A 26,310-nucleotide genomic window follows, 5' to 3' on the forward strand; every position below is an offset into this window, starting at 1 on the left:
CTTTTGAGATCATCAAAAGTGCTTCTTTTTTTAGAATGGCATAGAAGTTTTAACCTTCGAGAAGATAGTAAAAAATGCGTATACTACCCCACTACCTATTACACCCCAAACAATCAATTGAAATAGAATAAATCCTGTTATACCTATAATTGTATAGTTTGAAGCTTGTTTAATTAGATATAAAATGAAAAATGATAGGACCGTAGTAATAAAAATAATAGCAATATAAATTAAAGAGCTATTTAAAAATACTGCAATTAATCCACCTAGAATAAAGACAAATGAATATTTTTTACTTGCTAACAAGTCAACTCCCTCATTATCTTTGGAAAAGAACAATAAAGCAAATTGCCATATCGTATCCGAAAATAATTTAAGTCCACTTATAACTAAATAAATAACAAAAGAAATTCCAATAAATGTTAGGATCCTAATTTCTTTTTCTGGGAGTACATCAGTAAGCGGTTGTAGTATTCCTGATACCGATAGGAAGTTTATAGTCATTTGAAATAGGTTTAATGTAATGGCGACCGTAAACAAAATAATTGATAATAATGCAAAATAACTTGTGTAATATATGTTTTTCATCATATGTCTCCTTTCATATCTATTAAAGGAAATGTATCCAATTATAGAAAGATGTCTCACTTAAGTTACAATATCTTATTTACACAACTTAATTATTTTACCATAAGTTAAATGAAATTTAGATGAGTTTTCTTTATTTCTTTTATTTGAAATTAGTTGAAAATAAAAAAGATGCTTTTTCACATAATGTGAATAGCATCTTATATTAATTATTTTCGTTTGTCTTTAATGGCAACTGTACATCTTGAGATACAAATTAGTTGTTCATCTTCAGAATAAATCTTGATATCCCATACCATTGTAGTTTTTCCAGTGTGAATAGCTGTACCAACCGCAGTAACAAATCCTTCTCGTACTGATCGTAAGTGATTCGCATTGATTTCAAGTCCAAATGCTAACTGATTCTCTTGATCAATCATCGAGAATGTTCCTACACTTGCAACTGATTCAGCTAATGCAACTGAAGCACCTCCGTGTAAATAACCAAATGGTTGATGAACGTTTTCAGTTACTTCCATCTTCATGACAACTTTTCCCTCTTCAACAGATTCAATTGTCATACCTAACGCCTTCATTAATGTCATTTTATCTTGCATAATCATTTCTCTCTCCGCCTTTCTATCTTAACTAAATCAATCAATGATTTCTGAATTTCTATAAAAAAGAATAGTACTTCATCTTTTTTATTATTATGTAAAAATAGAACATTTATTTTAAATTCGAGATAGCTTAAAAATTTCCTGTTAATTTTTATCGTAATATTATTTTTTCAGTAAAAAATCCCTTACACATATTCAGTTGTAAGGGATTAACTTTTATATTACTCCATCAAACCTAGCTTCAGCATATTTCTTTAACTCGGCCATTTGTTTCGATAACATTCGCTTAGAAAACCAGTTAAATATAAAACCCATACTTCTAGCTAAAAATGAATGCAATACTAATTTACACTCATAATCCAAACGGGTTTGATTTTTTTCGACTGAGGAAAAACGATAGTATACGTCAACAGTAAATGAAGAATGCATCAATCGCAATCCTAATTCTTTTGGACGTTTATACGAAAGTATTTCACCATTATATTCTTGTATCTTGTTCCCCTCTTTTAATCTTTGCTTAAATTTTTTGCCAACTGGATTTTCTCGATCAAAATCTCCTTCATATATATTCTCTATAAAACCTTCTAACCAATTTTTCACATGATCATCAGAATCCACAACTTCAAATACTGCTCCTATTGGTGCATTTATAATTATACTGTAATTTGATTTCTTCATTTCTTTAAGCTCCAATTAATCCCTTGTTTGTTGTCTAAATACTTGTAATGAATTTTGTTCATTTAAGTCTCGTAAGTCAGCATTTGTAAATTTCCCCGAGCCTTTTTTAACAATATAAACGTTTAATTTCTTTTTTCCCCAGTGTTCAAAAACATCTCCGACAGTATGGAAATACAAGTCTAAATGATGCCCTTTTACAGCTGCTCCCTTATCGGCTACCACTCCATAACCATATCCAGGAATGAATAGAATTGTACCAATTGGAAAAATTGTTAAATCTGCTGCAATCGTTGAAAATACATCTCTTTTAACCTCTACACCAGAATAAGTAATCCCGTATGAATGATCATTTGGACTTTTACCGGTTGATTCTTTTCCAGCAGTATAACCAGTAGCTGTAACAGTAACCTTCTTAAAGTTACTCCAATTTGTATTTTTTTCAATGTTTTTCGCTATCGTTAACATAGTTTTCTCATTTATTGCTTGTGACTTTATCTCACCTGCATATACACGGTTTAAAGATGAAACGTCACTAAACCAGTGTTGAATAGTCGAAAATTCTACATTTGTTAGTATTTTGAAAGATGATAACAACGCAAGGATAAATAATATTGTTAAAATAAATTTGCTTATCATTTTTTTATTTATAACCAATGAATCATTTCACTCCTTTTCATCTTCTCATCATTCCCTAAAACAAAAAAAATATAAAAAAAACTTTCCCATATCTGAGAAAGTTAAAACATTTGATATCCGTTTTTTCTTAAAGATAGTATGACAACGCCTGACATGATTGCTCCAGCTAAACCGCTTGTCAAAATAATCACATCACCCATACCAACTGATAATAAGTTTGTTTTTAAAGTTGAAAACGCAATTGAAGTCTCGGTAAAATACTTTGTTGTGCTAATCTTGTCCACTATCATTACAATCAGTATTGGATAGATAACAACCATAAACCATGTCGTTCGGAAAAGCATGTTTGCAAGAAAACCAATTCCAAATGCTAATACAAAAAATAACAAAATAGAAATTAGTAAAACCGGAATACTCATCCCCATATAAAACACCCCACATTTTTTCTATATACAGTGTAAAACCTAATTTTCTTAACGTCAATTTTTTCAATCTTCTAAATCATTTGATAAAATGATATGTAGTATATTGGAACTGATCGCCTGGATTTAAGCCTTTCTTCACAAGCATTGGCTCATTAGGTGGATTTTCAATTAAATATTTAATAAGCAAAGAAGAAGCCGGATCGTTGAGTAATTCATTTTCTGAAATGAATCTTGCATCTGATAATTCTTCTTCTTGAATTGTAATTGTCGTATCAACTGCTTCTAATAAAAAAAGGAGCATATTATCACTTATTTCTTCGCGGATAACTCCTGTTCTTACGCCGATTAATCCGACTAATGTAGCGTCAATTCCAGTTTCTTCTCTAACTTCTCTTAAAACTGCTTGATCGACAGTTTCATCTTGCTTTACAAAGCCAGCAGGTAATGACCATAAATTTTTTAAGCCACTATATTTCTTCTTAACAACTAACCACTTACCTTCAGAATCCTTCACTAATCCCGCAACACCTAGCCAAACATTTCCTCTTTTGCTCATTATAATTACCACCTTTTTTCGGCAAAGAAAAAGCCCGACAAAAGTCGAGCTATTATGCTTATAGTAAGTTTAATTTACCTTTTTTAAGAACTAACATTGGTCCACCAAGTACAAATAAGTAACGGTTATCAATTACTTTTTTCATAAATGACGCTTTCCAACCAGTTAATTTCTTACCGAACACTACACCGATTGCATCGTCATGACCTAATGAACATACTGTACCTTTAATATCTGGAACAAATTCTTCTAATTCGCCTTTACCACGAACTAAAACTGCTAAGTTATGTGCAACATTAAATCCTTGTTGGATTGCAATTTGTGCAGTTGGTGGGTAAGGACGATTATTCACTTCATCAATTAATAAAGCTGAGTCACCTACAATAAATACATCATCATATCCAGGAACACGCATATCTTTTGATACTTTAACACGGCCGCGCATTGCTTCGAAGCCAGCTTGCTCTACTAATGCATTTCCACGTACACCAGCTGCCCATACTACAGTAGCAGACTTGATTTCTTCTACGTCGTCACCTTTAGCAACGATAATTCCATCTTCAGTACATTCTTTAATTGCAGTACCGATTTTGAATTCAACGCCTTTTTTCTCTAATTGAGATACAGCATAGTCAACTAATTCTGGATCGAAACCAGGTAATACCATTGGAGCTGCTTCCACACATACAATTCGAACTAATTCACGATCGATATCATATTCTTTACATAAAACTGGTACACGGTTTGCAAGTTCACCTACAAATTCGATACCTGTAAATCCAGCACCACCGACGATGATTGTTAATAACTCATCACGCTTTTCAGCTGGAGTGTTATGATATTTTGAAAAACTGTAGTCAATATGCTCACGAATTTGACGAGCCGCATTGATGCTAGCAATCGAAAAAGCATGTTCTTTTAATCCTTTAATTCCGAATGTCTCAGATTCAAATCCAAGGCCGATTACTAAGTAGTCATAATTTAATTCACCATGAGCAAGAACAACTTTCTTATCTTCTGGTTTGATTTCAGTAACTGTATCTTGGATAAAGTTAATTTTACTTGGGTTAATCACGTCTTTAATATCAAGTCGTGTACGGTCGTGATGTAATGTACCTGCTGCATTTTCATGTAACCAAGTAGTTTGGTAGTGGTAGCTATTTTTATTTACTAACGTAATTTCTGCCTCATTTGCAGATAATGTTTTTTGAAGTCGAGTTGCAGTAATAATACCACCGTACCCAGCTCCAAGGATTACAATCTTAGGCTTATTCATGATACTTACCATCCTTTTAATTATATTAAGTAATTTCGATTGTTATAATTTTTATTCAAATTATAACTTAGTACATTAGTGAGCAAACTATAAGTTCATTAGTGAGCAAACTATTGCGCTCGAATATTGTCGAATTATTTCGTAATAATTGTCACAAATTGTTAACAATTAGCCTATAACAATATTAAAGTTTTTTCATTAAGATTTCAAGTATAATCTAAACGCTAGAATTCTCTGAATATTATGTTGTCATTGTAAATTTAAATTATTTTTTTATTCTTTCTTTTATATTGAACCAAATAAAATATTCTACTACAATTTAATAAGCTTTTTTTCTTTTCACTGCATAAAATATGATATTATTCTATTATAAGAGCCAAGCATTTAAACATGAGGGGGATATTCCGATTATGAAAGACGAAAAAGTATATGATATTACAATTATTGGTGGAGGACCGATAGGTTTATTCACTGCTTTTTATGGTGGAATGAGACAAGCAAGTGTAAAAATTATTGAAAGCTTACCACAACTTGGTGGGCAATTATCTGCACTTTACCCTGAAAAATTTATATATGATGTTGCAGGTTTCCCTAAAGTCCGTGCACAAGAATTAGTTGATAACTTAAAAGAACAAATGAAAAAATTTGATCCAACAGTATGTTTAGAACAATCTGTACAACAAATTACAAAAGGTGAAGATGGGGTATTCCATTTAGTTTGTAATGATGGGTTTGAACATTATACAAAAGCAATTATCATTACTGCAGGAAACGGTGCATTCCAACCTCGTAAACTTGAAATTCCAGGTTCTGAACGCTTTGAAAAAGCAAATTTACATTACTTTGTAGATGATATGAATAAATTCGCTGGTAGACGTGTCGTTGTATTCGGTGGTGGAGACTCTGCTGTCGACTGGTCTCTAATGCTTGAACCAATTGCTGAAAAAGTAACATTGATTCACCGTCGTGATAAATTTAGAGCACATGAACATAGTGTTGAAAATTTAATGAATTCAAAAGTTGAAGTAAAAACTCCTTGGATTCCAGTTGAAGCTGTAGGTAATGATCGTATTGAAAAGGTTGTTCTTCAAAATGCAAAAACAGAAGAACGTGAAGAAATCGAAATTGATGATGTAATTGTTAACTATGGTTTCGTTTCTTCATTAGGTCCTATTAAAGACTGGGGCTTAACAATTGAAAAAAATAACATCGTTGTTAACTCTCGTATGGAAACAAATATCCAAGGTATCTATGCTGCTGGGGACATTTGTACTTACGATGGTAAAGTAAAACTAATCGCTTCAGGATTTGGTGAGGCTCCAACTGCAATCAATAATGCAAAAGCTTACATCGATCCAAGTGCTAAAGTACAACCTGGCCACAGTTCATCAATGTTCTAAAAAATATTACAAAATAAATTACATGTTAGACTGTCCTTTACTTGGACAGTCTTTTATTATCACTCTCCTTGTGAAACAGTGAGCAATACACAGTATAGTTAGTGAACTTCTTCACAACTAACTACATAAAATCAAGACGAGCTTAAAATGATTTCTACACTATATAATAGTATCGTAACTCAAAAAAGATTCTATAAATTGACCTAAATTTGTAAAAATATTAACAAATTAAATAAAATTTATTTGATAGAGTTACTTATTAAAAAATAGGATACTTACGTATCCCATTTTCTTAGCACTCTTCAGGAGTTCCAGCATTTGTAGCAGTTCTAAAACTTGAACCACAACCACAAGATGCAATTGCATTCGGATTATCGATTGTAAATCCGCCGCCAAGCAAGGATTCTTTAAAGTCAATTACAATTCCTTTTAATATTGGCGCACTCTCATTATCAATTAAAAACTTAACTCCTTGGAATTCGTGTACAGTATCGTTTTCACTTTTTTCTGGATCAAATCCTAAACCATATGAAAGACCTGAACATCCTCCACCTTTTACACCTAATCGAACGTATACATTTTGATTTTCTTCATTTTCAAGCATTTCCTTAATTTTTAAGCCTGCTTGTTCTGTAACTGTAATCATTTTATTTCACTCCTCTTTGAGTATAGTATATGCCTTCGGTTATCGTTACTGCTGGGCCTTTCATCCATACATCACCTTTTGAGGACCAAGTTATTTGTAAATCCCCACCTTGTAAATGCACAGTAATTGGCTCGTCACGTTTATACTTACCTTCTTGAATCATTGTAACTACGGCAGCACAAGCTCCTGTACCACATGCTTGAGTAATTCCGGAGCCACGCTCCCATACAACAAAATTTATCTCATTATGAGGCAAACATTCAACAAATTCAACATTTACGCTTTCCGGAAATAATTCATGTTTCTCAACAAATGGACCTAGAGTAGTTAATGGTGCAGTTTTTATATCATCTACCTCAAATATAGCGTGTGGATTTCCCATTGAAACCCCACTAAATGAATGATACTTATCTTCAAATAAAATTTGATCTTTTGCAAAATCTTGATCTTCACCAGTTATCGGTATTTGCGATCTTTTAAAAATTGGTTTACCCATGTTAATTGTAATTTGATTTACAACTTCACCATCAAGATGAACATTTGCATTAACGATTGTACTGATTGTTTCAATTGTAAAGGAACTATTTTTTACAATTCCGTGTTCAAAAGCGTATTTAGCAACACATCTCAAACCATTCCCACAATTCTTAGCCTCAGATCCATCATTATTAAATACTCGCATTTTAACATCAGCTTTAGTTGAAGGACAAATTAAGATCATACCATCACTACCAATACCAGTATTGATGTTTGACACTTCAATAGCAATTTGTGAAAGCTCTGCTTCTTTTAAATGTTCTTCAAACATATTTACATATATATAATTATTCCCTAATCCATGCATTTTTGTATATCTAAAAGAATCCATTTTCATGACTCCTCACTTTTTATAATACTTTAAGTATAAATTTTTAATGAATTGAGCACAATAAGAACATCCCCCGTTTCTCGATATAGAAACATTTTTCGAGCAATCACTTTATGTGAATGCTCATTTTTTTTGTAGTTATGAAGATGTAAGATTATCGTTTTGCTCTCTTTAGGTTGAGTTAAACAAACCGTTGATTAAGAAAATAATTGGAGCGGAAAGTGTGAGACCCCTGGTTGAATAGTATGAAGGTGAAAACTCACAGGTGTAATGCGCCGAGGACCACCCTACGGATTGCAAGTAACCTTAAGTAGAATTCTTCAAATTCATCACCATTTGCTCCATCAAAAACAGACAATACTTTTTACCTATTTTATAATATTTTTGTACTACATACACATTCCTTCTACTCATTAGCCGATATATAGTTATAGAACATTTAAATCAGCAAATATTGGAGCCGAAGGATAATATGACTATAATAACACCAACTTTTACAAGAAATTTAAAATGCCCTTGTTGTTCAAAACCATTTACAACAGTAAACATTCGAATTTCATACCCAAAAACCGCTGAAGTAAGTACTGATTACTGTGTAACATATCAAGATGAAGAAAATTCACCTTATCTTTACTATGTTAATGTATGTGATCAATGTGGATACGCCTTTACAAAAAATAGTATTCCGCTAACAAATTTGGCAAAAGAGAAGATAAAAAAAGAAATCACTGAAAAGTGGATTCCGAGATCCTACGGAGACATTCGAACAATTGAAGAAGCAATTTCCTGTTATAAACTGGCAATTTACTGCTCAATAATTAAACGAGAAAAAAATTATATACTTGCAGGTCTTTTACTTAGAGTGGGATGGTTATTTCGAAAACTAGATAATTCAGTTGAAGAAGAACGATTTATGAAAAAAGCACTTGAAACATACAAAAATAGTTATGAAATCGCAGATTATATTGGAACTGAAATGTCAGAAATTAGAGTTTTATATTTAATTGGGGAATTATCAAGGAGATGTAGACTTTATGAAGAAGCAATTACTTACTTTTCCAAAATTGTTTCACACCCAAATGCACCAATTGAAAAAGGAATTGTAGAAAAAGCAAGGGAACAATGGTTAGTAACAAGAGAAGATGCGAAAGATATATAAAAAGCACTGTATTATGAACAGTGCTTTTTATATTAACATATTTTCTTCCAAAAATTTATATATATTATCAACTAATTCAGTTGCATTCTCACCAGTAACAACTTCACCTTCTACCAAAGCAAAAAGTGATAAACTACATTTTCCGCAATACCCTAGGCATCCATATTCTAATATATCTAGATTAGGGTCGCGTTCTAGCTGTTCCAATGCTTTTTGTGCACCGTCCGCTAGGTTTTTAATACAAAACTCTACTAAAGGTCTCAATTTTTTTCACTCCTTGCTCATCATAAAGTTACTCTTTTTTATGAAAAAGGTCAATCTTTTTGAGTTTAAGTAGAACCCATTTTATTTTACTAAGTAGACATTGTTATTTCATCATAAAATATATATAATATAATTGTCGAAAATTAGAAATTTTTTTTTATTTCATCGCTAATAAAACAAAAGGGGAACAGCAACTATGAAAAACCTCGTATTACTAGGTGGCGGATATGGAAATGTTCGTGTTTTATCTCGTCTTTTAACTTCCGCCTTGCCTGAGGATGTTCATATCACATTAATTGATCGAAATTCTTACCACTGCTTTAAAACAGAGTATTATGCATTAGTTGCAGGTACTGTACCAGAGCAACATATTCGAATTCCGTTTCCAACTCATGAAAAATTAACTGTTGTGTATGGGGATATTACAACAATTGATACATCAAGCAAAAAAGTAGTTTTAAGCAATGGAGAATCAGTTTCTTATGATGATTTAATTATTGGTCTAGGCTGTGAGGACAAATATCACAATGTGCCTGGGGCAAAGGAGAATACGTTCAGTATTCAAACAATTGAAAAAACTAGGGTAGCATACGAAAATGTAAACAGTCTACCTCCAAATTCAGTTGTCGGTGTAGTTGGTGCTGGATTAAGTGGGGTAGAGGTAGCAAGTGAATTAAGAGAAAGCAGAAGTGATTTGAAGATTTATCTTTTTGATCGCGGAAGTCGTATCTTATCCATGTTCCCTGAAAAACTAAGTTATTATGTTCAAAACTGGTTTGATGAGCATGATGTAAAAATCATTAGCAATTCAAACATTACAAAAGTTGAAGAGAACACACTTTTTAATCATGATGATGAAATACATTGTGATGCCGTAATCTGGACTGCTGGTATTCAACCGGTAGAAGTTGTACGTAATTTGTCTGTTGAAAAAGACAATACTGGACGAGTTGTAGTTACAAAATACCACCATATTCCAACTGATGAAAATGTTTACGTTGTAGGTGATTGCGCAGCATTACCATATGCTCCTTCTGCACAGCTTGCAGAGGCACAAGCCGAACAAATTGTAACCATTTTACAAAAGAAATGGAATGGTGAAGAACTTCCAGAAGTAATGCCTCAAATTAAACTAAAAGGTATTATGGGTTCTTTAGGTAAGAAACATGGTTTTGGCCTGTTTAACGAACGACCTTTACTTGGACGTGTACCTAGACTTATCAAATCTGGAATTCTTTGGTTATATAAATATCATAACGGTTAACAAATGAAAGACCCTTAGCATATCGCATAAGGGTCTTTTTTTATTTAATAATTAAAATTTTTATTATTCTGGTTTGTCAGTACGAATAACTTCTTTTATACTTTCTACCATACCTAATAGTTTTGTTGCATCCGTAGGGATAACAAGTTTTGATGCAGGACCATATGCCACTTTTTCTAGAGCTTCCATTGAGCGTAATTGGACCATTTCTTTTGTTGGTGCAGCTGTTCTCCAGACATCTAACACTAAACGCTCACTTTCCGCTTTCGCTTCCGCTAACTTAATGATTGCTTCTGCTTCCCCTTCTGCTCGTAATACCTGGGAATCTTTATCTCCTCGTGCTTTTTCAACTTGACTTAATCGTTCACCTTCAGCTTCAAGAATTTTAGACTGTTTTTCACCTTCAGCTTTAAGAATTTTCGATTCTTTGTCACCTTGTGCGATTAATACTTTTTCTCGACGTGTACGCTCAGCTTGCATTTGACGTTCCATCGCATTTTGAATATCAAGTGGTGGGATAATATTTCGAATTTCAACACGATTAACTTTCATACCCCATTTATCAGTAGCTTGATCTAGAACTGCACGTAATTTATTATTAACCGTGTCACGACTTGTTAAAGTCTCATCTAAATCTAATTCCCCGATTAGGTTACGTAAAGTAGTCGCCGTAAGATTTGAGATAGCAGCAAGCGGATTTGCAATTTCATACTCATGACGTACAACATCTGTCACTTGATAGAAAACAACTGAATCTACTTGGATACTAACATTCTCCTTTGTGATCATTGCTTGTGGTGGAAAATCAACAACAGTTTCTCTTAACGATTTTTTACTTGCAACTCTTTCAATAAATGGGAGTACAATATGAATCCCACTTTCTAATTTGCGATGAAATTTCCCAAGTCGTTCAACTAAATAAACTTCAGATTGTCTTACGATTCGAATACTCGATAACAATAACAATACAACAAATAAAACTATAATACCTATAATAATTGGACCATACATAATCTCAGACATTAACCACTACTCCTCATATTTAAATATTTGTTACGTATAATGTCGCACCCTCCACTTTGGATACGACTACTTTTCCATTTAAAACTAATGGTTCAGTTGAACGGATTGTCCATTCATCTCCGTAGACTTTTGAAGTCCCTAAATTTTCTTCTTCTAGATCAATTGATGAAACTACAATCTCCTTACCAATTAATGAATTCACTCCATTTTCTAGCGTCTTTTGTTGGTGTAAACGCTTTGCAAACTTCTTTGTACAAAGCCATAAAATTATTGCTCCCACTATAAAGACGATAAAAGTTAAGGTGTTTGATTCCGTTAAGTAACTAACTATTGATGCTAAAATACTAGCTAAACCAATCCAAAGGAATACAAATGTTAATGAAAACATTTCGATTATGATCAGTAAAACTCCAATTACGAATAAACTAATTGCAACCATACCACCCCTCCTCCCAGTTCTATATATATGCCAATATTTGTAAATTATCTTACACATCTATTTTATCATGTAAATTAGCCCATTTTACATAGAAATCTTGAATTTTATTAAAATTCTTTAATGTTTTGATGATTTCGTTAAGTTTGTTACTATAAAAGATTATTCTTAGTTGATTTCCTCTTCTGGATGCTCGCTCTTCCGTTGGGCGGGCTCAGAGCCTCCTTGGCCCACACGATGTGGGTTATGCATGCGTTACGACAGGACGTCGTGGTGTTAGCATGCCTACCTTTTTGACCACTGCGGGGTCTCACCTGTCCCGCTACTCCCACAGGAGTCGAGCACCCTCCGCTCCAATCAACTTCTTTTCAACAGTTAACCTTGGAAGATATATTTAAGTAAAATACTAAAAAACTCCTTACAATTTGTAAGGAGTTTTTGTCTTATTGTTCAATTGCATTATAAACATCTTTCAGCTTTGGATTACCTTCACCAACTACATTCCCGTTTACTAATACTACTGGATAGAAAAACTCGTCATTTCTAATTCTTTCAGCAAAATTCTCTTTTTGTTCATTTTCTACATTAAATATGTCAATATACTGAAAATCGAACGCTAAGTCAGGATACTTTCTTTGTAATGCAGCTTGAAGCCATTCATATGTCTCAATTGAAGATGGCATCCCTACACAACTAGCACAAATAACTTCAGCCCCAAAAACTTCCACTAAAATTTTATTACTCATTTTCTCCTCCTAGCATACACTAATATGTGTGTCCAAAATATATTCTTACACACAAAGTACTATGTAATAGATTTTTTCCTCTTAACTGATTATAATAAAATTAGTGAAAGGAGTCGATATGAATGGACATGAAAGAACAAGTACAAGAAGTATTAGATAAATTAAGACCGTTTCTTCTACGTGATGGCGGAGACGTTGATTTAGTTGATATTGAAGATGGCATTGTTAAACTTCGCCTATTAGGTGCATGTGGAAGCTGCCCAAGTTCAACTATTACATTAAAAGCTGGTATTGAACGCGCACTATTAGAAGAGGTACCAGGAGTAATTGAAGTAGAACAAGTTTTCTAATCAATTAAGTTTTAAAGAGAAGGGGAAAAAAACCCCTTCTCTTTTTATTTTAACCAGTTAATTTCTCTAATTCCCAATTTTGCAGTAGGTAATCCAACTAGATCATAAAATCCACCTAAAAATGCTTCAAATTCATTTGTTGTTTCAAGATAATGAACTAATTTGCGTTCATATCTTTTTCTGTCTGCATCATTTTTTGACAAATAGTATCCTTCAATTGTTTCGAAATAATGAACCGGAAACAATAGTCTTGCATATAGTAAACGCCAAGAAAATGTAGATAAAGGACTTTTCTTCTCATATCCGTATAGAAATGATAAAATCTTTTTCTTATAGTTTCCGCTGTTTTCTAAATACTCATCTCTTACCCACTCAGCAAGGTCTCTACTAGGATGATCATATATCCATTCAGAAGGTATTTTTGCAAAATGAATCTCTTTCATTTTTCGTTCAGTAATTTTTTGATGGCAAATTGTTGCAGAATCGACTATTTGTGGTGTATCGTCTAATTCGGTATCAACCACATATTGTATAGCATTCTCTGTCATTCCGAGATAATATGGGAATGATTCAATAAAAATTTGTTCAAAGTAATTTTCAGGATGATTATTTACTTTCGTTTGCCAAAATCGCTCTAGCTGTTCTAATCGTTTTTCCCACAAACTTTTCCATTTACCAATCCTATTTAAACGCTTTAAATCATCCGAAAACTTTTTCCCTCTTAAATGGAAAATGGCCATTTCTTCTCCAAAATTAGAACTCCTTTCATTTTGCCTATAACTTTTAAATAATGAGTAATTATTACCGGCTATTTTACTTACATAATAGCCTTGAATATTTTGAACAAAAGTAGCAACTGTTTGATCACCCGTTGAACTCATAAAATCACTCAATCTTTTCATTTCCTGCAAATCATCTTCTTTCAAGCTTCCTATTGGCACAAGAAAATACACTCGATTCCTTTGCCAAAACATGTAATATGACTGAACTTCTAATAGCTCAGCTGGTTGAATTTGATAATGATGAAATAAATCTTGAATGATGTTTTCGTTACGATTAAACACCATCACTCACATCCTTCTGTTGTAGCTACTTACTAATATATATGTCACAAATCTCAAAACCTGTACCCATACTTTCTAATAACGAAAACATAAACCGAATGACCCTTCACAAAAAAGGAGAAAATAACGTATATATATATGAAAGGTGGAAGGCGTACGCTCTGATCCAACAAGCATAAGACAAGAATTGATGATGGTTGCACACTTTAACCGTCTCCTGACATTGTTTATGACTTCGAGAGCAAACGCCTAGAAATAGACATTTTAAAAAGTGAAGGTGTTTGTTTAGGAAGAAAGACTTGTTATAACACATACCGCGTGTGTACTTGCTGACTTTTTTTGTAAATATGAATACCATTTTTTAAAGGGTAATTATACTCGATATAGAATCATATATATAAAACCTCTTAATTTACATGATCATTCCATTAATAAGCAAAAGTTGCAATTATCCTATTAAATCTATATCAAAATTGGTAGTTCATTCACTTTATTAATTTTTCACACTAAATAAATCAATCGATAAGGAAAAGGTGATGAAATGGAATATTTAAATCACGATTTAGAAAAGACTGCATTGGCATTATTAGAAAAAAGAGGTGTAACACTTGATGATATTGCTGATTTAGTTTATTTTTTACAGCATAAATACCATGATCATTTGTCATTAGAAGAGTGTAAACACAATGTTCAGAGAGTCTTGACAAAACGTGAGATACAAAATGCCGTCATTACTGGTATTGAATTAGATATCTTAGCTGAGCAAGATAAACTGCAAGAACCTCTATTAGCAATTATTAAAAAAGATGAGGGTTTATATGGGATTGATGAAATAATCGCCTTATCGATTGTAAACGTTTATGGATCAATTGGATTTACAAATTATGGTTACATCGATAAATTAAAACCTGGTATTTTAGAAAAATTAAATGATAAATCAACAGGATTAGTAAATACATTTCTCGACGATATAGTTGGTGCAATTGCAGCCGCTGCTTCAAGCCGATTAGCACACCGTGCAGCACATAAAGATGCTGATCAACGTAAATCAGACAAATAATAAAAAAACACTCAGTAAATTGATTACTGAGTGTTTTTTTATTATATATACTGAATCCATTCCTCTAGTGATTGGACTGAATATGTGGGTTGTTTTTCATAATCGGCTAACATTTCTTTTGTTGTTACACCAGTATGTACTAATAAAGTATCTATACCTGTATTGATCCCAGCTAATATATCTGTATCATAATAATCGCCAACCATTAAAGTATCTTCTTTCGAAACACCAAGTACCTTTAATGCCTGTTCCATTATAATGGATTCTGGTTTTCCGATAAATATCGGTTTTACCGTTGTTGATACAGCAATAACCGACGTTAACGAACCATTCCCAGGTAACAATCCTCTTTCAGTAGGAATGGCTATATCACCGTTAGTTGAAATAAATTTCGCTCCATTTCTAACTGCGATACATGCCTTGGCCAATTTTTCATAATTGATATTTCGATCTAAGCCACTTACGACGAAATCAGGATAATCATCCGTTAATTTAAGACCAACTTCTTCTAAGGCATATTCCAGTCCCTCTTCACCAATCATATAAACAGTTGCATTTTCTTTTTGCTCTTTAATATAATTTGCAGTTGCATTACTAGTTGTAAAAACTTGATCTTTAGTCGTTGGAATATTGAAGCGATTTAGTTTTTCAGCAACTTGCTCCGGTTTACGCGTTGAATTATTTGTTACGAATAAATATGGAATATTTTTTTCCTTTAGTGCCTTAATAAAGTGACTTGCCTCTTCTATTTGTTCCTCTCCACGATACATCGTACCATCTAAGTCAATTAAGTATCCTTTATATTGCTTCATATTGCCACTCCTTACAAATCCATAAATAAGTCTGTTTATTTTTCTTCTTCACTGCTAAATGCATTTACTACACCTAGTTCTTTATCTAAATAAGTTTGTACGGCGCATGTAAATTCATTAAACGCTTTTTTATTTTCCCTTAAAGTCTCGACAATCAATTCAGTAATTGAAGTTGTGTAGTCCTGTAATAAGTGTTTACGTATTGGAATTAATTTTTTAATTGATTCACCAATAGTAGAAGTAATTACTTTTTCATCCATTAGTATATCAACTATATCATCATAACTTCCTGGATCTCTCATAATAAAACCATCAATCATTGTATTTCCAATATCTAGAATCGCATCAATTAATAAATGAGTCATTCTTTCTAGGGCTAACTCTTCTGTTTTATTCTTTGGCTGACTATTAGCATCATAATATTCAAGCATAGAGTTAATTATTTCAATTCGATCTAATATGCTTTGACGATTTACAAAGTACATTTGTACACTTCCTTCTCAATTCTATCTTCTACATTTTACGAACTTATATTTATTTTATAGCTAATTTCAAAAAAAATCGACATGAATGAAAGCGTTTCGTATGTATTTTTGTTATATTATATAGGTGAATATTATTTGGGGGTTGGACAATGGAGCGTGAATTAGCACTTGAGATTGTAAGGGTCACAGAAGCAGCAGCTCTTGCCGCAGCTCAATGGATGGGACGCGGTAAGAAAAATGAGGCAGATGATGCAGCAACAACCGCAATGCGTTCAATGTTTGATTCAGTAAACATGGCTGGTACAGTTGTAATTGGTGAAGGTGAACTTGATGAAGCGCCTATGCTATATATTGGAGAGAAACTTGGGACAGGCAATGGACCTGAAGTAGATATTGCTGTTGATCCACTTGAAGGAACGAATATCCTTGCAAAGGGCCATGCCAATGCTATGGCAGTCATTGCAATCGCCGATAAAGGTAATCTACTACATGCGCCAGATATGTATATGGAAAAAATTGCAGTAGGACCTCTCGCTGCTGGAAAGATATCTCTAGACGATCCCATCGAAAAAACGATTGATATTATAGCTCAAGCAAACAATAAACGTATTCATGACTTAACGGTAATTGTCCAAGAACGTCCTCGACATGACGAAATCATTCAACGAATTCGTGAAAAAGGTGCTCGAGTTAAATTATTTGGAGATGGTGATGTTGGTGCAGTAATTGCTACTGCTTTACCACAAACAGGTATTGATTTATTTGTCGGAATTGGTGGCGCACCAGAAGGTGTAATATCCGCCGCTGCAATTAAAGCGCTAGGTGGAGACATGCAAGCAAGACTTGTTCCAATGAATAGTGAGGAGGAACAACGTTGTATAGATATGGGCCTTGAAAATCCGAGACAATTGTTAACCTTAAATGATTTAGTCAAAGGTGACGATGCCATATTTGCTGCAACGGGGGTCACTTCAGGGGAACTTCTTGATGGAGTAACTTTTCTTGGCGGAGACTTAATTGAAACTCATTCAATTGTTATGAGAAGTAAAACGAAAACAGTTCGCCATATAAAGGCACATCACCATCTCGGATTTAAGCCAAGCCTTAAAAATAATACAGAAATTACACAGTAAAGCTGACGTATCGCTTAAACGAACAAAAAAGAATATATTTTTGGAGGTACACCAATGGGAGAACGCTTTTTCTTATATGATGATGTAATTCAAGCAAAGACACGATTTGTAAGCTTTATGGGAGACGAGCAAAGACATGATCTTGCTTTAATTTATTCAGATCGTCATTATGGTAAAGTTTTTGTGTTAGATATTCAAAGTAATCGTTTCGCAATTATTGGGGGAGATGATTTAAAAGAAGAAGGATATTTAGAGTATGCTTTTGGTATTTCAGAAGAAAAAGCTGCAGAGTTATTAGATTTCCTTAGTGAAATAATATTCTAATTTTAAAATTTTCTTGTGGATAAATAATTGAAAATATAAAAAGAGTGGATAACCTTTAGAGTTGTCCACTCTTTTTGTGATTAACTTAGCACTTATGCACATTCATATAATAAGTTTTTTACTTATCCACAATATTTTTCATTATTATAAATATTTTAAAAATAATTATCCACAATTTTAAAAATGGCTGTTTTCGTATATATTTTTGCAATTTTAGATTGTTTAGTTGATTTCAACTCCAGGATGTACCTTTCAGCCGGGAGTGAACTAAGCCTCCCTGGCCCACCGCAACAATCTTTTAGAAAAGAGCCTAAAAAATAAAAAAATTGGTGAGTTTCCCCCACCAATTAATTTTTAATTTTTTTTACAACGAAATATTTACAGCCAAAATTACAATACTCATAAATATATTCACGTAAGGTACTTATTTTTGAATCATATGGTACATTTTTTTGTGAGTCATCGAAAAACCCTCTTAAACGTAATTGCTCGTAACCCCAATCCCCTACAATGTAATCATACTTGGAAAGGATTTCAGCGTATCGTGCTTTAAAAGCTTCTTCATTAAACCCTTCACGATAGTCTTCTACTATTTCATAACAAATATTTTGTATGCAAACCAAATTGAATTCTCCTTCCTTTTACTCCCATAAATATGTATTCACTTTATTTGGCATACTAATTTTACAATTGATTTTTAAAAGGTGGGATTAAGTATGCGCAAATTTTTAGTTTGTTTAGTAACTTTATCTTTATTAGGTGGGTGTTCCTTTGGTCCAAGTCACTCTAGAAAATTTGAATATAAAGATACAGCTTATCAAGGTGATCAAGGATTAACACCAAAAAGATTAAACACGAAGCCTGGTGATTTAGGTGCGATGAATTCTGATGCTTTAGACTCTTCTTACAAAGATTATGGCTTTTCTAGGTTACAAAAGCAAGGGGTTTTAGGTAAAGATGGTGAATATTCTTTAAAAATTGACAAGCAAGAAGTTGCTAAATTTATATCTTATTTAGTTGTTAAGCTACCTGCAGTAGACGATGCAGCAACATTAGTTACTGATCAAGAAGTATTAATCGCTTACCAAACAAGTGAAGATTTAAAGAAAGTAAGAAGCCAAGTTGAAAAAACAGCTCGTTCTGCTCTACCAAGTTATTATCACATATTTACTTCTGCTAAGATGCAAAATATCAACACAATTGAAGACCTTGATAAATATGGACAACTTACAGATGGTCAATTGGAAGAAAAAGTGAAAGCTTTATCCGAGGGCTTCGATGTGGATAAGGAAAGTCTTCACTTTGATAAAGTAATTAAAGATTAATTAAATAACAAAATAAAAAGCACTAGCTAGTCTAGTGCTTTTTATTTTTAATTATTGAGCTTGTTTTGCTGACTGAACTTGCTCATCAGCGTGATATGATGAACGAACTAATGGGCCAGATTCACAGTGAGAGAAGCCTTTTTCAAGAGCTACTTCTTTAAGAGCTGCAAATTCATCTGGAGTATAGTACTTCTTAACAGGTAAATGATTTTTTGTCGGTTGTAAGTATTGACCTAACGTAATAATATTTACACCCGCAGCACGTAAGTCATCCATCGCTTCATATAATTGTTCATTCGTTTCTCCTAAACCAACCATTATGCTTGATTTAGTAGGAATTTCAGGATTAATTTCTTTCGCTCGACGTAAAAATTCAAGTGATCTTTCATATGTTGCTCTCGCACGTACTCGTGGAGTTAATTCGCGAACTGTTTCAATATTGTGGTTCATAATATCTGGCTTAGCATCCATTAACATTTTAAGGTTCTCAAACTTTCCAGCCATATCTGAAGGTAAAACCTCAATTGTAGTAAATGGATTTGCTTTGCGTACTTCACGTACTGTTTCAGCAAATACTGCTGCTCCACCATCTCTTAAATCATCACGTGCAACAGCAGTAATTACAACGTGTTTTAAATTCATTTGAGTGACAGACTCTGCAACTCGAACTGGTTCTTGTAAGTCTAACTCTGTAGGTAATCCTGTTTTAACGGCACAGAAACGACAAGCACGAGTACAAATATCACCTAAGATCATAAATGTAGCTGTTTTTCTTACAGCCCAGCATTCATGGATATTTGGACAACGAGCTTCCTCACATACTGTGTGTAAATTCTTAGAACGCATCATTTTTTTTAAATCAGTATACGTTTCATTCGTATTTAATTTTATTTTTAGCCATTCGGGCTTTCTCAAATATTCTTCTTTTTTAGATGCCATTTGAAATTCCTCCAACGTTTATTCGTTTACGACATATTTCAATCTTTATTTCAATATTACTATATATTACTACATTTTTCACAGAGATGAAAAACTTTCGTTCGAATATCCCTATAATTTCCATCTATGAAAGTTGCTTCTTTAACCAAACTAAAGGAGAAAATCAATTTAAAGGATGATGGTTTTGAAAAAATTAATTGTACGTTTCTGTATGGTGCTGATCTTCTTAACACCATCATTAGTAAACGCCGAAGAAATTAACCAAGAAAAATTAAATCAAGAGCGAATGGCATTATATAAAAAAGGAGAAGCTTTGTCCTTTATTCCTTGGTACTATTTTGCAGCGATTGATACTTATGAGAGAAATGTACGAAGTGTACGAAATGATATTCCAAAAAGAGAAAATGGCGTACTTTCCATTTATATTAAACCAGAAGACTGGACTGGAGTTGTAAACCCAATAAAAAATGACACGTATATACCGACAATTCACTTATTTAGCGGTATTGGTATGGATGGAAATAATGATGGGAAAGCCTCACTTCAAGACGATGAAGATTTGTTATTTACATTTATTCATCGATTACATTTTTATGGACCTACGAGACAATATATTAGAATGATGTTATGGGACTACTATCAACGGGCTATAACTGTGGATATTATTGACGAATATGCTCGCATGTATCAATATTTTGGCAAATTATCGATTAATGGAAACGCCTTTCCATTACCTATAAGAAGTGAACATAGTTATCAAAGCACTTGGGGGGCGCCTCGTAGTTTTGGAGGTCGAAGAGTACATGAAGGAACGGATATATTTGCTAATTACGGTACGCCTGTTAGAGCTACTTGTTATGGAATTATTGAGACAAAAGGTTGGAATCGAATTGGTGGATGGCGAATTGGTATACGTGATCTAAGTAATAGTTATCATTACTATGCACACCTTGGAGGATTTAATAAAGTCATTCAAAAAGGTCAAGTTGTTGAACCAGGTACAGTAATCGGATATGTTGGAAGCTCCGGTTACGGTCCTCCAGGAACTTCTGGTAAATTCCCTCCACATCTTCACTATGGAATTTACAAGGATAATGGATATTCAGAATGGTCATATGACCCTTACCCTAGACTACGTTTATGGGAAAGACAGGATCGGATTTCATTAAGACGAAAATAATTTAAAAAGCAGACTAAATTGTTGATTAGTCTGCTTTTTAAAAATTTATATTATATCTTTTTAAAAATGTAATCGACTGAATAGAACTAAAGATTAGTCCTTCTTCTCTTCAGTTGGATTCGGTAATGCTTGATTATTATTTGGTGAAAAAGGGATATAGCTTGGTACTTCTCCATCGATAATTTCAGTAGCAATTGGTACTTCAACTTTTACCTTCGTTGATTTTGTACTAAAAGGAATAATTACATTCATATTTACCTCTACATGCATGATAATCTCCACAACTGAATTATCAAATCCAAATGGTTTAACTTCTTGTGAGACACTAGCAACTGCATCCCCAACAACTGAAAATCTAACTGGAATTGTAGGTCCCAGTTTACCTAACAAAACAGTATTCGTAACTACACCTATTGGTACATCCAAGTAAAATCCGTCATTATCAGTTTTCATTTTTTTCATTTCTGACTTGGGTAAGGATAAAAATGAAATATCTCCATTTTCAACTCTTCGAATATTTTTTTCTACATGTTCTGTTGTCGAGCCGATTATTTTATTTATTAGATATGTATCCGTGCTTATGACAGCTTTCCCATTTTCATCTACATCACGAATAATGATGTCATGACCCTTTAATTCTTGAGAAGCTGACTCATATGCTTCATTAATGACTAAGGAGGCTATTCGTTTTGTTTGTTTTTCGGAATACTTCAATATCGTTGGTGAAAAGATTTTATCTATTTTCCAAAATCCATAACAAAATAAGATTACGAATAAAATTAGTATCACTATATATTTATTTGGAAGTTTTTTTCGGAATAATTGCAAAGCAGGAATAGCAATGGCATTTGTTTTAAATACCCTAAAAGATTTTTTTTTACTAATAAATGCCCTACTTCCTGGAACACGCCTATGTTTAAATTTCTTCATTGTATCCATGCCCCCTTATTAATGGGTATGCATGTCAACGCATGTTCATTCTTATTGTCTTAAACTCAAGGTAAGTGTGACGACTTTATCAAAGTATCTTGTTTAACATTGTTAAACACAAAAAAAGATGCCCAAATTTTATGGAACATCTTTTTTATTATTGATAAACTCTTTGTTTTAAAGTTGTATCACAGTCTGTAATCATTAAATGTAATTCATCATAAAGATTTACTTCATAAGGAATACTTATTTCGTACCCATTCTCCTCAATGATTCGAATAATTGGTCGATCAGTAGATGCAGCATTTTGTCTTGCAACAATACCGCGTCGTCCGTCATTTAGCTGAACCGTTAATCCCGTTGGATAGATTGAAAGAGAATCTCTAAAAATTTGAACTAATTTTGCATCAAATAATTTATCACTACCACTATATAATAATTCTAAGCCCTCATGCGGAAGCATTGCTTGCCTATAGACACGATTTGAGGTAACTGCATCAAAAACATCAGAAATCGCAATAATTTTTGAATACAAATGCATATCCTTGCCTAATATACCTTTTGGATAACCGCTACCATTTATTCTTTCATGATGTTGTAACGCACAGATTGCTACAACGGAATGAATATTTGGAACCTCTCTTAACATCTCATATCCAGCAGTAGTATGTTGTTTGATTAGCTCATATTCTTCTTCAGTTAAACGTTCTGGTTTATCAAGAATTTGATTAGGAACAACCATCTTTCCTACATCATGTAAAAGTGCTCCTAAACCAAGAAGGTCAAGCTGGCTCTTATCTAGTCCAAGATTTGTTCCAATTGCTAAAGAATACATTGTTACATTTAACGAGTGTGTAAAAATATACTCATCATATGAAAATACATCTGTTAATAACGATAATACATCATTATTTTGTTTTAATTCTTTTAGTAGTGATTCAATAATTCCTTTTAGTTGAGGTGCAGATTTTTCTAATGAAAGCCATCTTAAATGTAATTCTTCATTTTTAAATTTAACAAAGGCATCTTCGATCTTTTTCGTGCTTTCAATACGTAGTTCATCTGAAATGGTAGACTCTAATTCTAAGCCATCAGAAAGAGGGTCTTGTATAAAGACATAAGAAACACCTAATTTATGAAGACGATTAATCATCATCTCTGTTAAAGGAACATTTGCATTAACTAAAATTTTTCCCTGTTCGTTATATATCGGCTTACCTAATAGCGTGCCTGGAACAAGAGTTGATGTCACGACGATTCTCATAGCATTCTCCCTGATATACTTTTTAATTAAATATATGTCTGTTCAGATGAGTTAATTCGTGATGTCATGCTTAGTAATTCTAGTTGTTTTATAGCACCTGAATACATTTTTCGAAATATTTCTACTAATTTTTATTTATTATACTATTTATAACGGTTAAATTGTAAAAAAATTTAGCCACTAAACAAAATTTAGTGGCTGTACTCATATCATTCTTAATAATGCGTCCCTTCCAATCATGCCTTTTTGAATGCCAAGACGTTCAGCTTCAATTGTAATGGATTCTAAGGGTGCATTTAATAACTCTTCGATTGTTTTGACACCAACTGCACGGCCAGCAATTATTTGCCGATCGCGAAGCCTTTCATTTAAAAGAGCAACATCTAAAGCTCCACACATTATATAACCTTTATCATTCATTACGACTAAAAGTGTTGTTTTTGGTAATAGAACGGTAACAGCATTAAAAGTATGATTTTCGATTGTAATGGGTGTTAAATTAATCAAGTTCAACGCTCCTTTCTCATTCTAAAATATGAGAAAAAATTTAAAAATGAACCTGTCTAGCCTACTAAATTTACATACTTTTTAACGCCCAAAGTAACACGTCTCTAATAAATTCAGGCATAAAGTACCTTTTATTTGCTGAATCACGAATCGTAGGTAATAAATGTCCAAACGTAAATAAATCCAAAGTTCCAACTTCATAAATTCTATTTAAATCAAGCATTACACCATTGATATAAATATCTTCCTTAAAAAAATGCGTTTTCTTATGGCGATTACGTATCGTAATACCACCATAAACCATTCTACCAATTACTTTACCTCTAAATCCAAATCCTTTCATTTTGAGATGCACTAGTTCTTTTTCTTCTCCGCGGTTTATCACATCTAATAGTTCGTCTCCACTTAGATAAACAATGCAAGGATTAATCGGATGCGGGCAAATTCGGTGCACATGTCCTTTATTAACAATTCCTTTTGTTAGACCGTCTAATAAAATACCTGAGTTTATCATACTTACTTCTGAATTCGTCCATTTTTTTAAAGCTTCTGCTAATAACGTTGGAAGTGGGCTATCTTTGAACCAATTAACATTAAGATGATCTGAGAGTATAGCTACCGGTTCACTTAGAATTTCTTCGCTCAATCTCATTAATTTCATCAAACTTCTTTTCGTCATTTCATCTTGATAGTATCTAGGTACTTTATGTACTTCTATAACCGAAGCATCTACATTGATCACTGTTTTTGTTTCTTGATTTACAGTTATTAAAACTTCACCTAGATATTTTCCATGTTTACCCGTACCGCATAATAAGGTCCCTCCTACATACTCACCATTTGGAAATAAATGATGGGTATGGGCACCTAATATAATATCTATCCCTGAAAATTGTTCTGCAATTCTTTGATCCTCTTTCATTCCTAAATGTGACAGGATCATCACAACATCTGATTTTTCTCTTACTATTGGAAGAATTTCATTTAATGTTTTAAATGGTTCGCTAATGCACCATCCAAGTGCTTCATAAAATACAGGATACGCTACCGTCAACCCTATTACACCTAACTTCATGCCATCGACTTCGTAGATTTGATATGGCTTACTAATACTTTGTGAATGTTCTTCCGAGATTGATAAATTACCAATCAACACATCAAAATTTGCATTTTCATAAAGTTTTAGTAATTCTTCCTTTGATAACGTAATGCCTTCATTATTACCAATGGTTATCGCGTTGTATCCAGCCTCATTTAATAAGCTTACATTTCCTTTTCCTAAAGTAGCCTCTGAAATTGGATGAAAACGATCCACGAAGTCGCCAATATCAAAAGTTAAAGTAGATTCACCATTAATTCTAGCAAGCTCTCTTTTAGATTTTAATAACCCTACAATCGTTGGCCATGTTTCAAAGTGACTATGAATGTCATTTGTATGGAACAATCGAATATTTTTTGTTTGATTGGTTTCCATTGTTCCACCCCATTTCTACATATTTTCTATCATTAATTTTATGCCATACAACAATAACACAAATCTCAAAATAACTGAGATGGTTTCAGTTTTTAACTTTTGATTGATATATGCTCCAAGTTTTCCTCCAACCCATGCTCCAGGTATTAGCAATAGTACATAATAAAAATTAACTGATCCAATCGACAAATACGAAATAGAACTCCCGACTGTCGTGAACATTACGACAAACATAGAAGTTGCAATTGCTAATTGAGGTGGAAAGCCAAATAAAAAGGCCATCATTGGAACTAGCATGACACCTCCACCTATCCCAAATAACCCTGAAATCAAACCAACTATTACCGAAAGCCCAATAGCTAATGGAAGATTATAACTATATGTATATGCTTCACCTTGCTCATTTGTATATGTTTGAATCATACCTTTATGTATTTGTTTTGGTTTTTTCTTAAATCTAGAAGATGCGAATAAAAATAATGAAATACAAACTAATAATACTCCAAAATACAATTTAAAACGGTCTGTATTTAGCAGTGTATTTATATATGAACCAAGTAAACTTCCTGGAACACTCCCTATCAAAAATAATAATCCACTTTTAAAATCAATTCTCTTTTGCTTACGATAAGTAAGAGTAGATGATAAGGATGAAAATACAATTGTAATAAGGGAAGTTCCAACCGCAACTTGAATTGGAACAGTAGAAAATCCAGGTAAAATTCGTTCAATATTCAGTAGCATCGGAACAATGATAATTCCTCCGCCTAAACCAAATAGCGACCCAAAAGTCCCTGCTGCTAACCCTATACTGATCAGTATAAGAATTTGTAAGGTTATTTCCAAACGATCACTCTCTCCTTCTGATCAACTCGATGACTAGATAATATTTAAAGTTT

32 protein-coding genes are annotated in these 26,310 nt (G+C 33.0%); 9 read left to right on the forward strand and 23 right to left on the reverse strand.

The genetic code is table 11. The features are described from left to right. Positions 1-30 precede the first annotated feature (30 nt). The 7 genes from B7R65_RS03165 to B7R65_RS03195 all read right to left on the reverse strand — a co-directional run bounded on the left by B7R65_RS03165 (position 31) and on the right by B7R65_RS03195 (position 4,758). Complete coding sequence (locus B7R65_RS03165; protein WP_088041313.1) at positions 31-588, reverse strand: DUF5366 family protein; 558 nt, start codon at positions 586-588, stop codon at positions 31-33. 209 nt (positions 589-797) lie between these two features. Beyond that, a complete protein-coding gene (locus B7R65_RS03170; protein WP_306298449.1) occupies positions 798-1,184 on the reverse strand; it encodes a PaaI family thioesterase in 387 nt (128 codons plus the stop codon). Positions 1,185-1,403: 219 nt separating this feature from the next. After that, entirely contained in the window at positions 1,404-1,865 is a 462-nt protein-coding gene (locus B7R65_RS03175; RefSeq protein ID WP_142288188.1) for an SRPBCC family protein, read from the reverse strand. Positions 1,866-1,880: 15 nt separating this feature from the next. Further along, entirely contained in the window at positions 1,881-2,501 is a 621-nt protein-coding gene (locus B7R65_RS03180) for a 3D domain-containing protein (RefSeq protein ID WP_088041867.1), read from the reverse strand. 101 nt (positions 2,502-2,602) lie between these two features. Continuing rightward, positions 2,603-2,920 (reverse strand): YuiB family protein, encoded by a 318-nt coding sequence (locus B7R65_RS03185; RefSeq protein ID WP_088041868.1) that lies wholly within the window; start codon positions 2,918-2,920, stop codon positions 2,603-2,605. An 82-nt stretch (positions 2,921-3,002) separates the two neighbouring features. After that, positions 3,003-3,482, reverse strand: coding sequence for an NUDIX hydrolase (locus tag B7R65_RS03190; RefSeq protein ID WP_088041315.1), 480 nt, complete (start codon positions 3,480-3,482; stop codon positions 3,003-3,005). 58 nt (positions 3,483-3,540) lie between these two features. Then, positions 3,541-4,758, reverse strand: coding sequence for an NAD(P)/FAD-dependent oxidoreductase (locus B7R65_RS03195; protein ID WP_142288189.1), 1,218 nt, complete (start codon positions 4,756-4,758; stop codon positions 3,541-3,543). 407 nt (positions 4,759-5,165) lie between these two features. Between B7R65_RS03195 and B7R65_RS03200 the strand changes: the two genes are divergently transcribed. Beyond that, complete coding sequence (locus B7R65_RS03200; RefSeq protein WP_142288208.1) at positions 5,166-6,158, forward strand: NAD(P)/FAD-dependent oxidoreductase; 993 nt, start codon at positions 5,166-5,168, stop codon at positions 6,156-6,158. A gap of 292 nt (positions 6,159-6,450) precedes the next feature. On the opposite strand, the gene B7R65_RS03205 is transcribed toward B7R65_RS03200, so the two are convergent. Then, positions 6,451-6,804, reverse strand: a complete 354-nt coding sequence (locus tag B7R65_RS03205) for a HesB/IscA family protein (protein WP_088041316.1) — start codon at positions 6,802-6,804, stop codon at positions 6,451-6,453. 1 nt (position 6,805) lies between these two features. Further along, complete coding sequence (gene dapF / locus B7R65_RS03210) at positions 6,806-7,672, reverse strand: diaminopimelate epimerase (protein ID WP_142288190.1); 867 nt, start codon at positions 7,670-7,672, stop codon at positions 6,806-6,808. 472 nt (positions 7,673-8,144) lie between these two features. Between dapF and B7R65_RS03215 the strand changes: the two genes are divergently transcribed. After that, positions 8,145-8,831, forward strand: a complete 687-nt coding sequence (locus B7R65_RS03215) for a DUF2225 domain-containing protein (RefSeq protein ID WP_088041318.1) — start codon at positions 8,145-8,147, stop codon at positions 8,829-8,831. Between the two features lie 27 nt (positions 8,832-8,858). On the opposite strand, the gene B7R65_RS03220 is transcribed toward B7R65_RS03215, so the two are convergent. Then, positions 8,859-9,095, reverse strand: coding sequence for a YuzB family protein (locus tag B7R65_RS03220; RefSeq protein ID WP_088041319.1), 237 nt, complete (start codon positions 9,093-9,095; stop codon positions 8,859-8,861). A 196-nt stretch (positions 9,096-9,291) separates the two neighbouring features. Here B7R65_RS03220 and B7R65_RS03225 point away from each other — a divergent pair, with 196 nt between their 5' ends. Beyond that, a complete protein-coding gene (locus B7R65_RS03225; protein ID WP_088041320.1) occupies positions 9,292-10,359 on the forward strand; it encodes an NAD(P)/FAD-dependent oxidoreductase in 1,068 nt (355 codons plus the stop codon). 63 nt (positions 10,360-10,422) lie between these two features. Here the strand turns inward: B7R65_RS03225 and B7R65_RS03230 are convergent, their stop codons facing one another. The 3 genes from B7R65_RS03230 to B7R65_RS03240 all read right to left on the reverse strand — a co-directional run bounded on the left by B7R65_RS03230 (position 10,423) and on the right by B7R65_RS03240 (position 12,564). Then, positions 10,423-11,382, reverse strand: a complete 960-nt coding sequence (locus tag B7R65_RS03230) for an SPFH domain-containing protein (RefSeq protein WP_218780389.1) — start codon at positions 11,380-11,382, stop codon at positions 10,423-10,425. Positions 11,383-11,401: 19 nt separating this feature from the next. Then, positions 11,402-11,821, reverse strand: coding sequence for an NfeD family protein (locus tag B7R65_RS03235; RefSeq protein ID WP_179194749.1), 420 nt, complete (start codon positions 11,819-11,821; stop codon positions 11,402-11,404). A gap of 440 nt (positions 11,822-12,261) precedes the next feature. Further along, on the reverse strand, positions 12,262-12,564 hold the full coding sequence (locus B7R65_RS03240; protein WP_088041322.1) for a DUF1462 family protein: 303 nt from the start codon (positions 12,562-12,564) through the stop codon (positions 12,262-12,264). Positions 12,565-12,686: 122 nt separating this feature from the next. Here B7R65_RS03240 and B7R65_RS03245 point away from each other — a divergent pair, with 122 nt between their 5' ends. Further along, positions 12,687-12,914: a NifU family protein gene (locus B7R65_RS03245; protein ID WP_025671774.1), complete on the forward strand. Its 228-nt coding sequence runs from the start codon at positions 12,687-12,689 to the stop codon at positions 12,912-12,914. A gap of 44 nt (positions 12,915-12,958) precedes the next feature. Here B7R65_RS03245 and yutH read toward each other — a convergent pair whose 3' ends face one another. Next, on the reverse strand, positions 12,959-13,957 hold the full coding sequence (yutH, locus tag B7R65_RS03250) for a spore coat putative kinase YutH (RefSeq protein WP_088041872.1): 999 nt from the start codon (positions 13,955-13,957) through the stop codon (positions 12,959-12,961). A gap of 562 nt (positions 13,958-14,519) precedes the next feature. Here yutH and B7R65_RS03255 point away from each other — a divergent pair. After that, on the forward strand, positions 14,520-15,038 hold the full coding sequence (locus tag B7R65_RS03255) for a phosphatidylglycerophosphatase A family protein (RefSeq protein ID WP_088041323.1): 519 nt from the start codon (positions 14,520-14,522) through the stop codon (positions 15,036-15,038). A 41-nt stretch (positions 15,039-15,079) separates the two neighbouring features. On the opposite strand, the gene B7R65_RS03260 is transcribed toward B7R65_RS03255, so the two are convergent. Both B7R65_RS03260 and B7R65_RS03265 read right to left on the reverse strand, forming a co-directional pair. Beyond that, entirely contained in the window at positions 15,080-15,850 is a 771-nt protein-coding gene (locus tag B7R65_RS03260) for a TIGR01457 family HAD-type hydrolase (RefSeq protein WP_088041324.1), read from the reverse strand. Between the two features lie 35 nt (positions 15,851-15,885). Then, positions 15,886-16,335, reverse strand: a complete 450-nt coding sequence (locus B7R65_RS03265) for a DUF86 domain-containing protein (protein ID WP_088041325.1) — start codon at positions 16,333-16,335, stop codon at positions 15,886-15,888. 149 nt (positions 16,336-16,484) lie between these two features. Here B7R65_RS03265 and glpX point away from each other — a divergent pair, with 149 nt between their 5' ends. Both glpX and B7R65_RS03275 read left to right on the forward strand, forming a co-directional pair. Then, a complete protein-coding gene (gene glpX / locus B7R65_RS03270) occupies positions 16,485-17,468 on the forward strand; it encodes a class II fructose-bisphosphatase (protein ID WP_088041326.1) in 984 nt (327 codons plus the stop codon). 54 nt (positions 17,469-17,522) lie between these two features. Next, positions 17,523-17,792 (forward strand): DUF3055 domain-containing protein, encoded by a 270-nt coding sequence (locus B7R65_RS03275; protein WP_088041327.1) that lies wholly within the window; start codon positions 17,523-17,525, stop codon positions 17,790-17,792. A gap of 347 nt (positions 17,793-18,139) precedes the next feature. Here the strand turns inward: B7R65_RS03275 and B7R65_RS03280 are convergent, their stop codons facing one another. Next, on the reverse strand, positions 18,140-18,415 hold the full coding sequence (locus tag B7R65_RS03280) for a YutD family protein (protein WP_088041328.1): 276 nt from the start codon (positions 18,413-18,415) through the stop codon (positions 18,140-18,142). Between the two features lie 93 nt (positions 18,416-18,508). On the opposite strand from B7R65_RS03280, the gene B7R65_RS03285 reads away from it, so the two are divergent. Beyond that, positions 18,509-19,117, forward strand: a complete 609-nt coding sequence (locus tag B7R65_RS03285; RefSeq protein WP_088041329.1) for a YhcN/YlaJ family sporulation lipoprotein — start codon at positions 18,509-18,511, stop codon at positions 19,115-19,117. Between the two features lie 51 nt (positions 19,118-19,168). On the opposite strand, the gene lipA is transcribed toward B7R65_RS03285, so the two are convergent. Next, positions 19,169-20,056: a lipoyl synthase gene (gene lipA / locus B7R65_RS03290; protein WP_088041330.1), complete on the reverse strand. Its 888-nt coding sequence runs from the start codon at positions 20,054-20,056 to the stop codon at positions 19,169-19,171. A 178-nt stretch (positions 20,057-20,234) separates the two neighbouring features. Here lipA and B7R65_RS03295 point away from each other — a divergent pair, with 178 nt between their 5' ends. Then, complete coding sequence (locus tag B7R65_RS03295) at positions 20,235-21,236, forward strand: M23 family metallopeptidase (RefSeq protein ID WP_088041873.1); 1,002 nt, start codon at positions 20,235-20,237, stop codon at positions 21,234-21,236. A gap of 93 nt (positions 21,237-21,329) precedes the next feature. Here the strand turns inward: B7R65_RS03295 and yunB are convergent, their stop codons facing one another. The 5 genes from yunB to B7R65_RS03320 all read right to left on the reverse strand — a co-directional run bounded on the left by yunB (position 21,330) and on the right by B7R65_RS03320 (position 26,257). Continuing rightward, entirely contained in the window at positions 21,330-22,166 is an 837-nt protein-coding gene (yunB, locus tag B7R65_RS03300; RefSeq protein WP_179194750.1) for a sporulation protein YunB, read from the reverse strand. 157 nt (positions 22,167-22,323) lie between these two features. Further along, entirely contained in the window at positions 22,324-23,430 is a 1,107-nt protein-coding gene (locus tag B7R65_RS03305) for an HD-GYP domain-containing protein (protein WP_088041332.1), read from the reverse strand. Positions 23,431-23,634: 204 nt separating this feature from the next. Next, positions 23,635-23,937 (reverse strand): YunC family protein, encoded by a 303-nt coding sequence (locus B7R65_RS03310; RefSeq protein ID WP_088041333.1) that lies wholly within the window; start codon positions 23,935-23,937, stop codon positions 23,635-23,637. Positions 23,938-24,007: 70 nt separating this feature from the next. Further along, positions 24,008-25,411 carry a bifunctional metallophosphatase/5'-nucleotidase gene (locus B7R65_RS03315; RefSeq protein ID WP_088041334.1) on the reverse strand — a complete coding sequence of 468 codons (1,404 nt, stop codon included), beginning with the start codon at positions 25,409-25,411 and terminating at the stop codon, positions 24,008-24,010. A 15-nt stretch (positions 25,412-25,426) separates the two neighbouring features. Further along, the gene (locus B7R65_RS03320) at positions 25,427-26,257 is read right to left on the reverse strand and encodes a sulfite exporter TauE/SafE family protein (RefSeq protein WP_256941144.1); all 831 of its coding nucleotides are present in this window, start codon (positions 26,255-26,257) and stop codon (positions 25,427-25,429) included. Positions 26,258-26,310 lie beyond the last annotated feature (53 nt).

The sequence above is a fragment of the Bacillus sp. EAC genome, assembly GCF_002156875.1.
GTDB lineage: Bacteria > Bacillota > Bacilli > Bacillales > Bacillaceae_G > Gottfriedia.

What these genes read in the sequence shown, in the direction of transcription:
- B7R65_RS03165 (WP_088041313.1), bottom strand. Translation starts at nt 588, where the DNA reads ATGAAAAACATATATTACACAAGTTATTTTGCATTATTATCAATTATT.
- B7R65_RS03170 (WP_306298449.1), bottom strand. Translation starts at nt 1,184, where the DNA reads ATGCAAGATAAAATGACATTAATGAAGGCGTTAGGTATGACAATTGAA.
- B7R65_RS03175 (WP_142288188.1), bottom strand. Translation starts at nt 1,865, where the DNA reads ATGAAGAAATCAAATTACAGTATAATTATAAATGCACCAATAGGAGCA.
- B7R65_RS03180 (WP_088041867.1), bottom strand. Translation starts at nt 2,501, where the DNA reads ATGATAAGCAAATTTATTTTAACAATATTATTTATCCTTGCGTTGTTA.
- B7R65_RS03185 (WP_088041868.1), bottom strand. Translation starts at nt 2,920, where the DNA reads ATGAGTATTCCGGTTTTACTAATTTCTATTTTGTTATTTTTTGTATTA.
- B7R65_RS03190 (WP_088041315.1), bottom strand. Translation starts at nt 3,482, where the DNA reads ATGAGCAAAAGAGGAAATGTTTGGCTAGGTGTTGCGGGATTAGTGAAG.
- B7R65_RS03195 (WP_142288189.1), bottom strand. Translation starts at nt 4,758, where the DNA reads ATGAATAAGCCTAAGATTGTAATCCTTGGAGCTGGGTACGGTGGTATT.
- B7R65_RS03205 (WP_088041316.1), bottom strand. Translation starts at nt 6,804, where the DNA reads ATGATTACAGTTACAGAACAAGCAGGCTTAAAAATTAAGGAAATGCTT.
- dapF (WP_142288190.1), bottom strand. Translation starts at nt 7,672, where the DNA reads ATGGATTCTTTTAGATATACAAAAATGCATGGATTAGGGAATAATTAT.
- B7R65_RS03215 (WP_088041318.1), top strand. Translation starts at nt 8,145, where the DNA reads ATGACTATAATAACACCAACTTTTACAAGAAATTTAAAATGCCCTTGT.
- B7R65_RS03225 (WP_088041320.1), top strand. Translation starts at nt 9,292, where the DNA reads ATGAAAAACCTCGTATTACTAGGTGGCGGATATGGAAATGTTCGTGTT.
- B7R65_RS03230 (WP_218780389.1), bottom strand. Translation starts at nt 11,382, where the DNA reads ATGTCTGAGATTATGTATGGTCCAATTATTATAGGTATTATAGTTTTA.
- B7R65_RS03235 (WP_179194749.1), bottom strand. Translation starts at nt 11,821, where the DNA reads ATGGTTGCAATTAGTTTATTCGTAATTGGAGTTTTACTGATCATAATC.
- B7R65_RS03240 (WP_088041322.1), bottom strand. Translation starts at nt 12,564, where the DNA reads ATGAGTAATAAAATTTTAGTGGAAGTTTTTGGGGCTGAAGTTATTTGT.
- B7R65_RS03245 (WP_025671774.1), top strand. Translation starts at nt 12,687, where the DNA reads ATGGACATGAAAGAACAAGTACAAGAAGTATTAGATAAATTAAGACCG.
- B7R65_RS03255 (WP_088041323.1), top strand. Translation starts at nt 14,520, where the DNA reads ATGGAATATTTAAATCACGATTTAGAAAAGACTGCATTGGCATTATTA.
- B7R65_RS03260 (WP_088041324.1), bottom strand. Translation starts at nt 15,850, where the DNA reads ATGAAGCAATATAAAGGATACTTAATTGACTTAGATGGTACGATGTAT.
- B7R65_RS03265 (WP_088041325.1), bottom strand. Translation starts at nt 16,335, where the DNA reads ATGTACTTTGTAAATCGTCAAAGCATATTAGATCGAATTGAAATAATT.
- glpX (WP_088041326.1), top strand. Translation starts at nt 16,485, where the DNA reads ATGGAGCGTGAATTAGCACTTGAGATTGTAAGGGTCACAGAAGCAGCA.
- B7R65_RS03275 (WP_088041327.1), top strand. Translation starts at nt 17,523, where the DNA reads ATGGGAGAACGCTTTTTCTTATATGATGATGTAATTCAAGCAAAGACA.
- B7R65_RS03285 (WP_088041329.1), top strand. Translation starts at nt 18,509, where the DNA reads ATGCGCAAATTTTTAGTTTGTTTAGTAACTTTATCTTTATTAGGTGGG.
- lipA (WP_088041330.1), bottom strand. Translation starts at nt 20,056, where the DNA reads ATGGCATCTAAAAAAGAAGAATATTTGAGAAAGCCCGAATGGCTAAAA.
- B7R65_RS03295 (WP_088041873.1), top strand. Translation starts at nt 20,235, where the DNA reads ATGGTTTTGAAAAAATTAATTGTACGTTTCTGTATGGTGCTGATCTTC.
- yunB (WP_179194750.1), bottom strand. Translation starts at nt 22,166, where the DNA reads ATGAAGAAATTTAAACATAGGCGTGTTCCAGGAAGTAGGGCATTTATT.
- B7R65_RS03305 (WP_088041332.1), bottom strand. Translation starts at nt 23,430, where the DNA reads ATGAGAATCGTCGTGACATCAACTCTTGTTCCAGGCACGCTATTAGGT.
- B7R65_RS03315 (WP_088041334.1), bottom strand. Translation starts at nt 25,411, where the DNA reads ATGGAAACCAATCAAACAAAAAATATTCGATTGTTCCATACAAATGAC.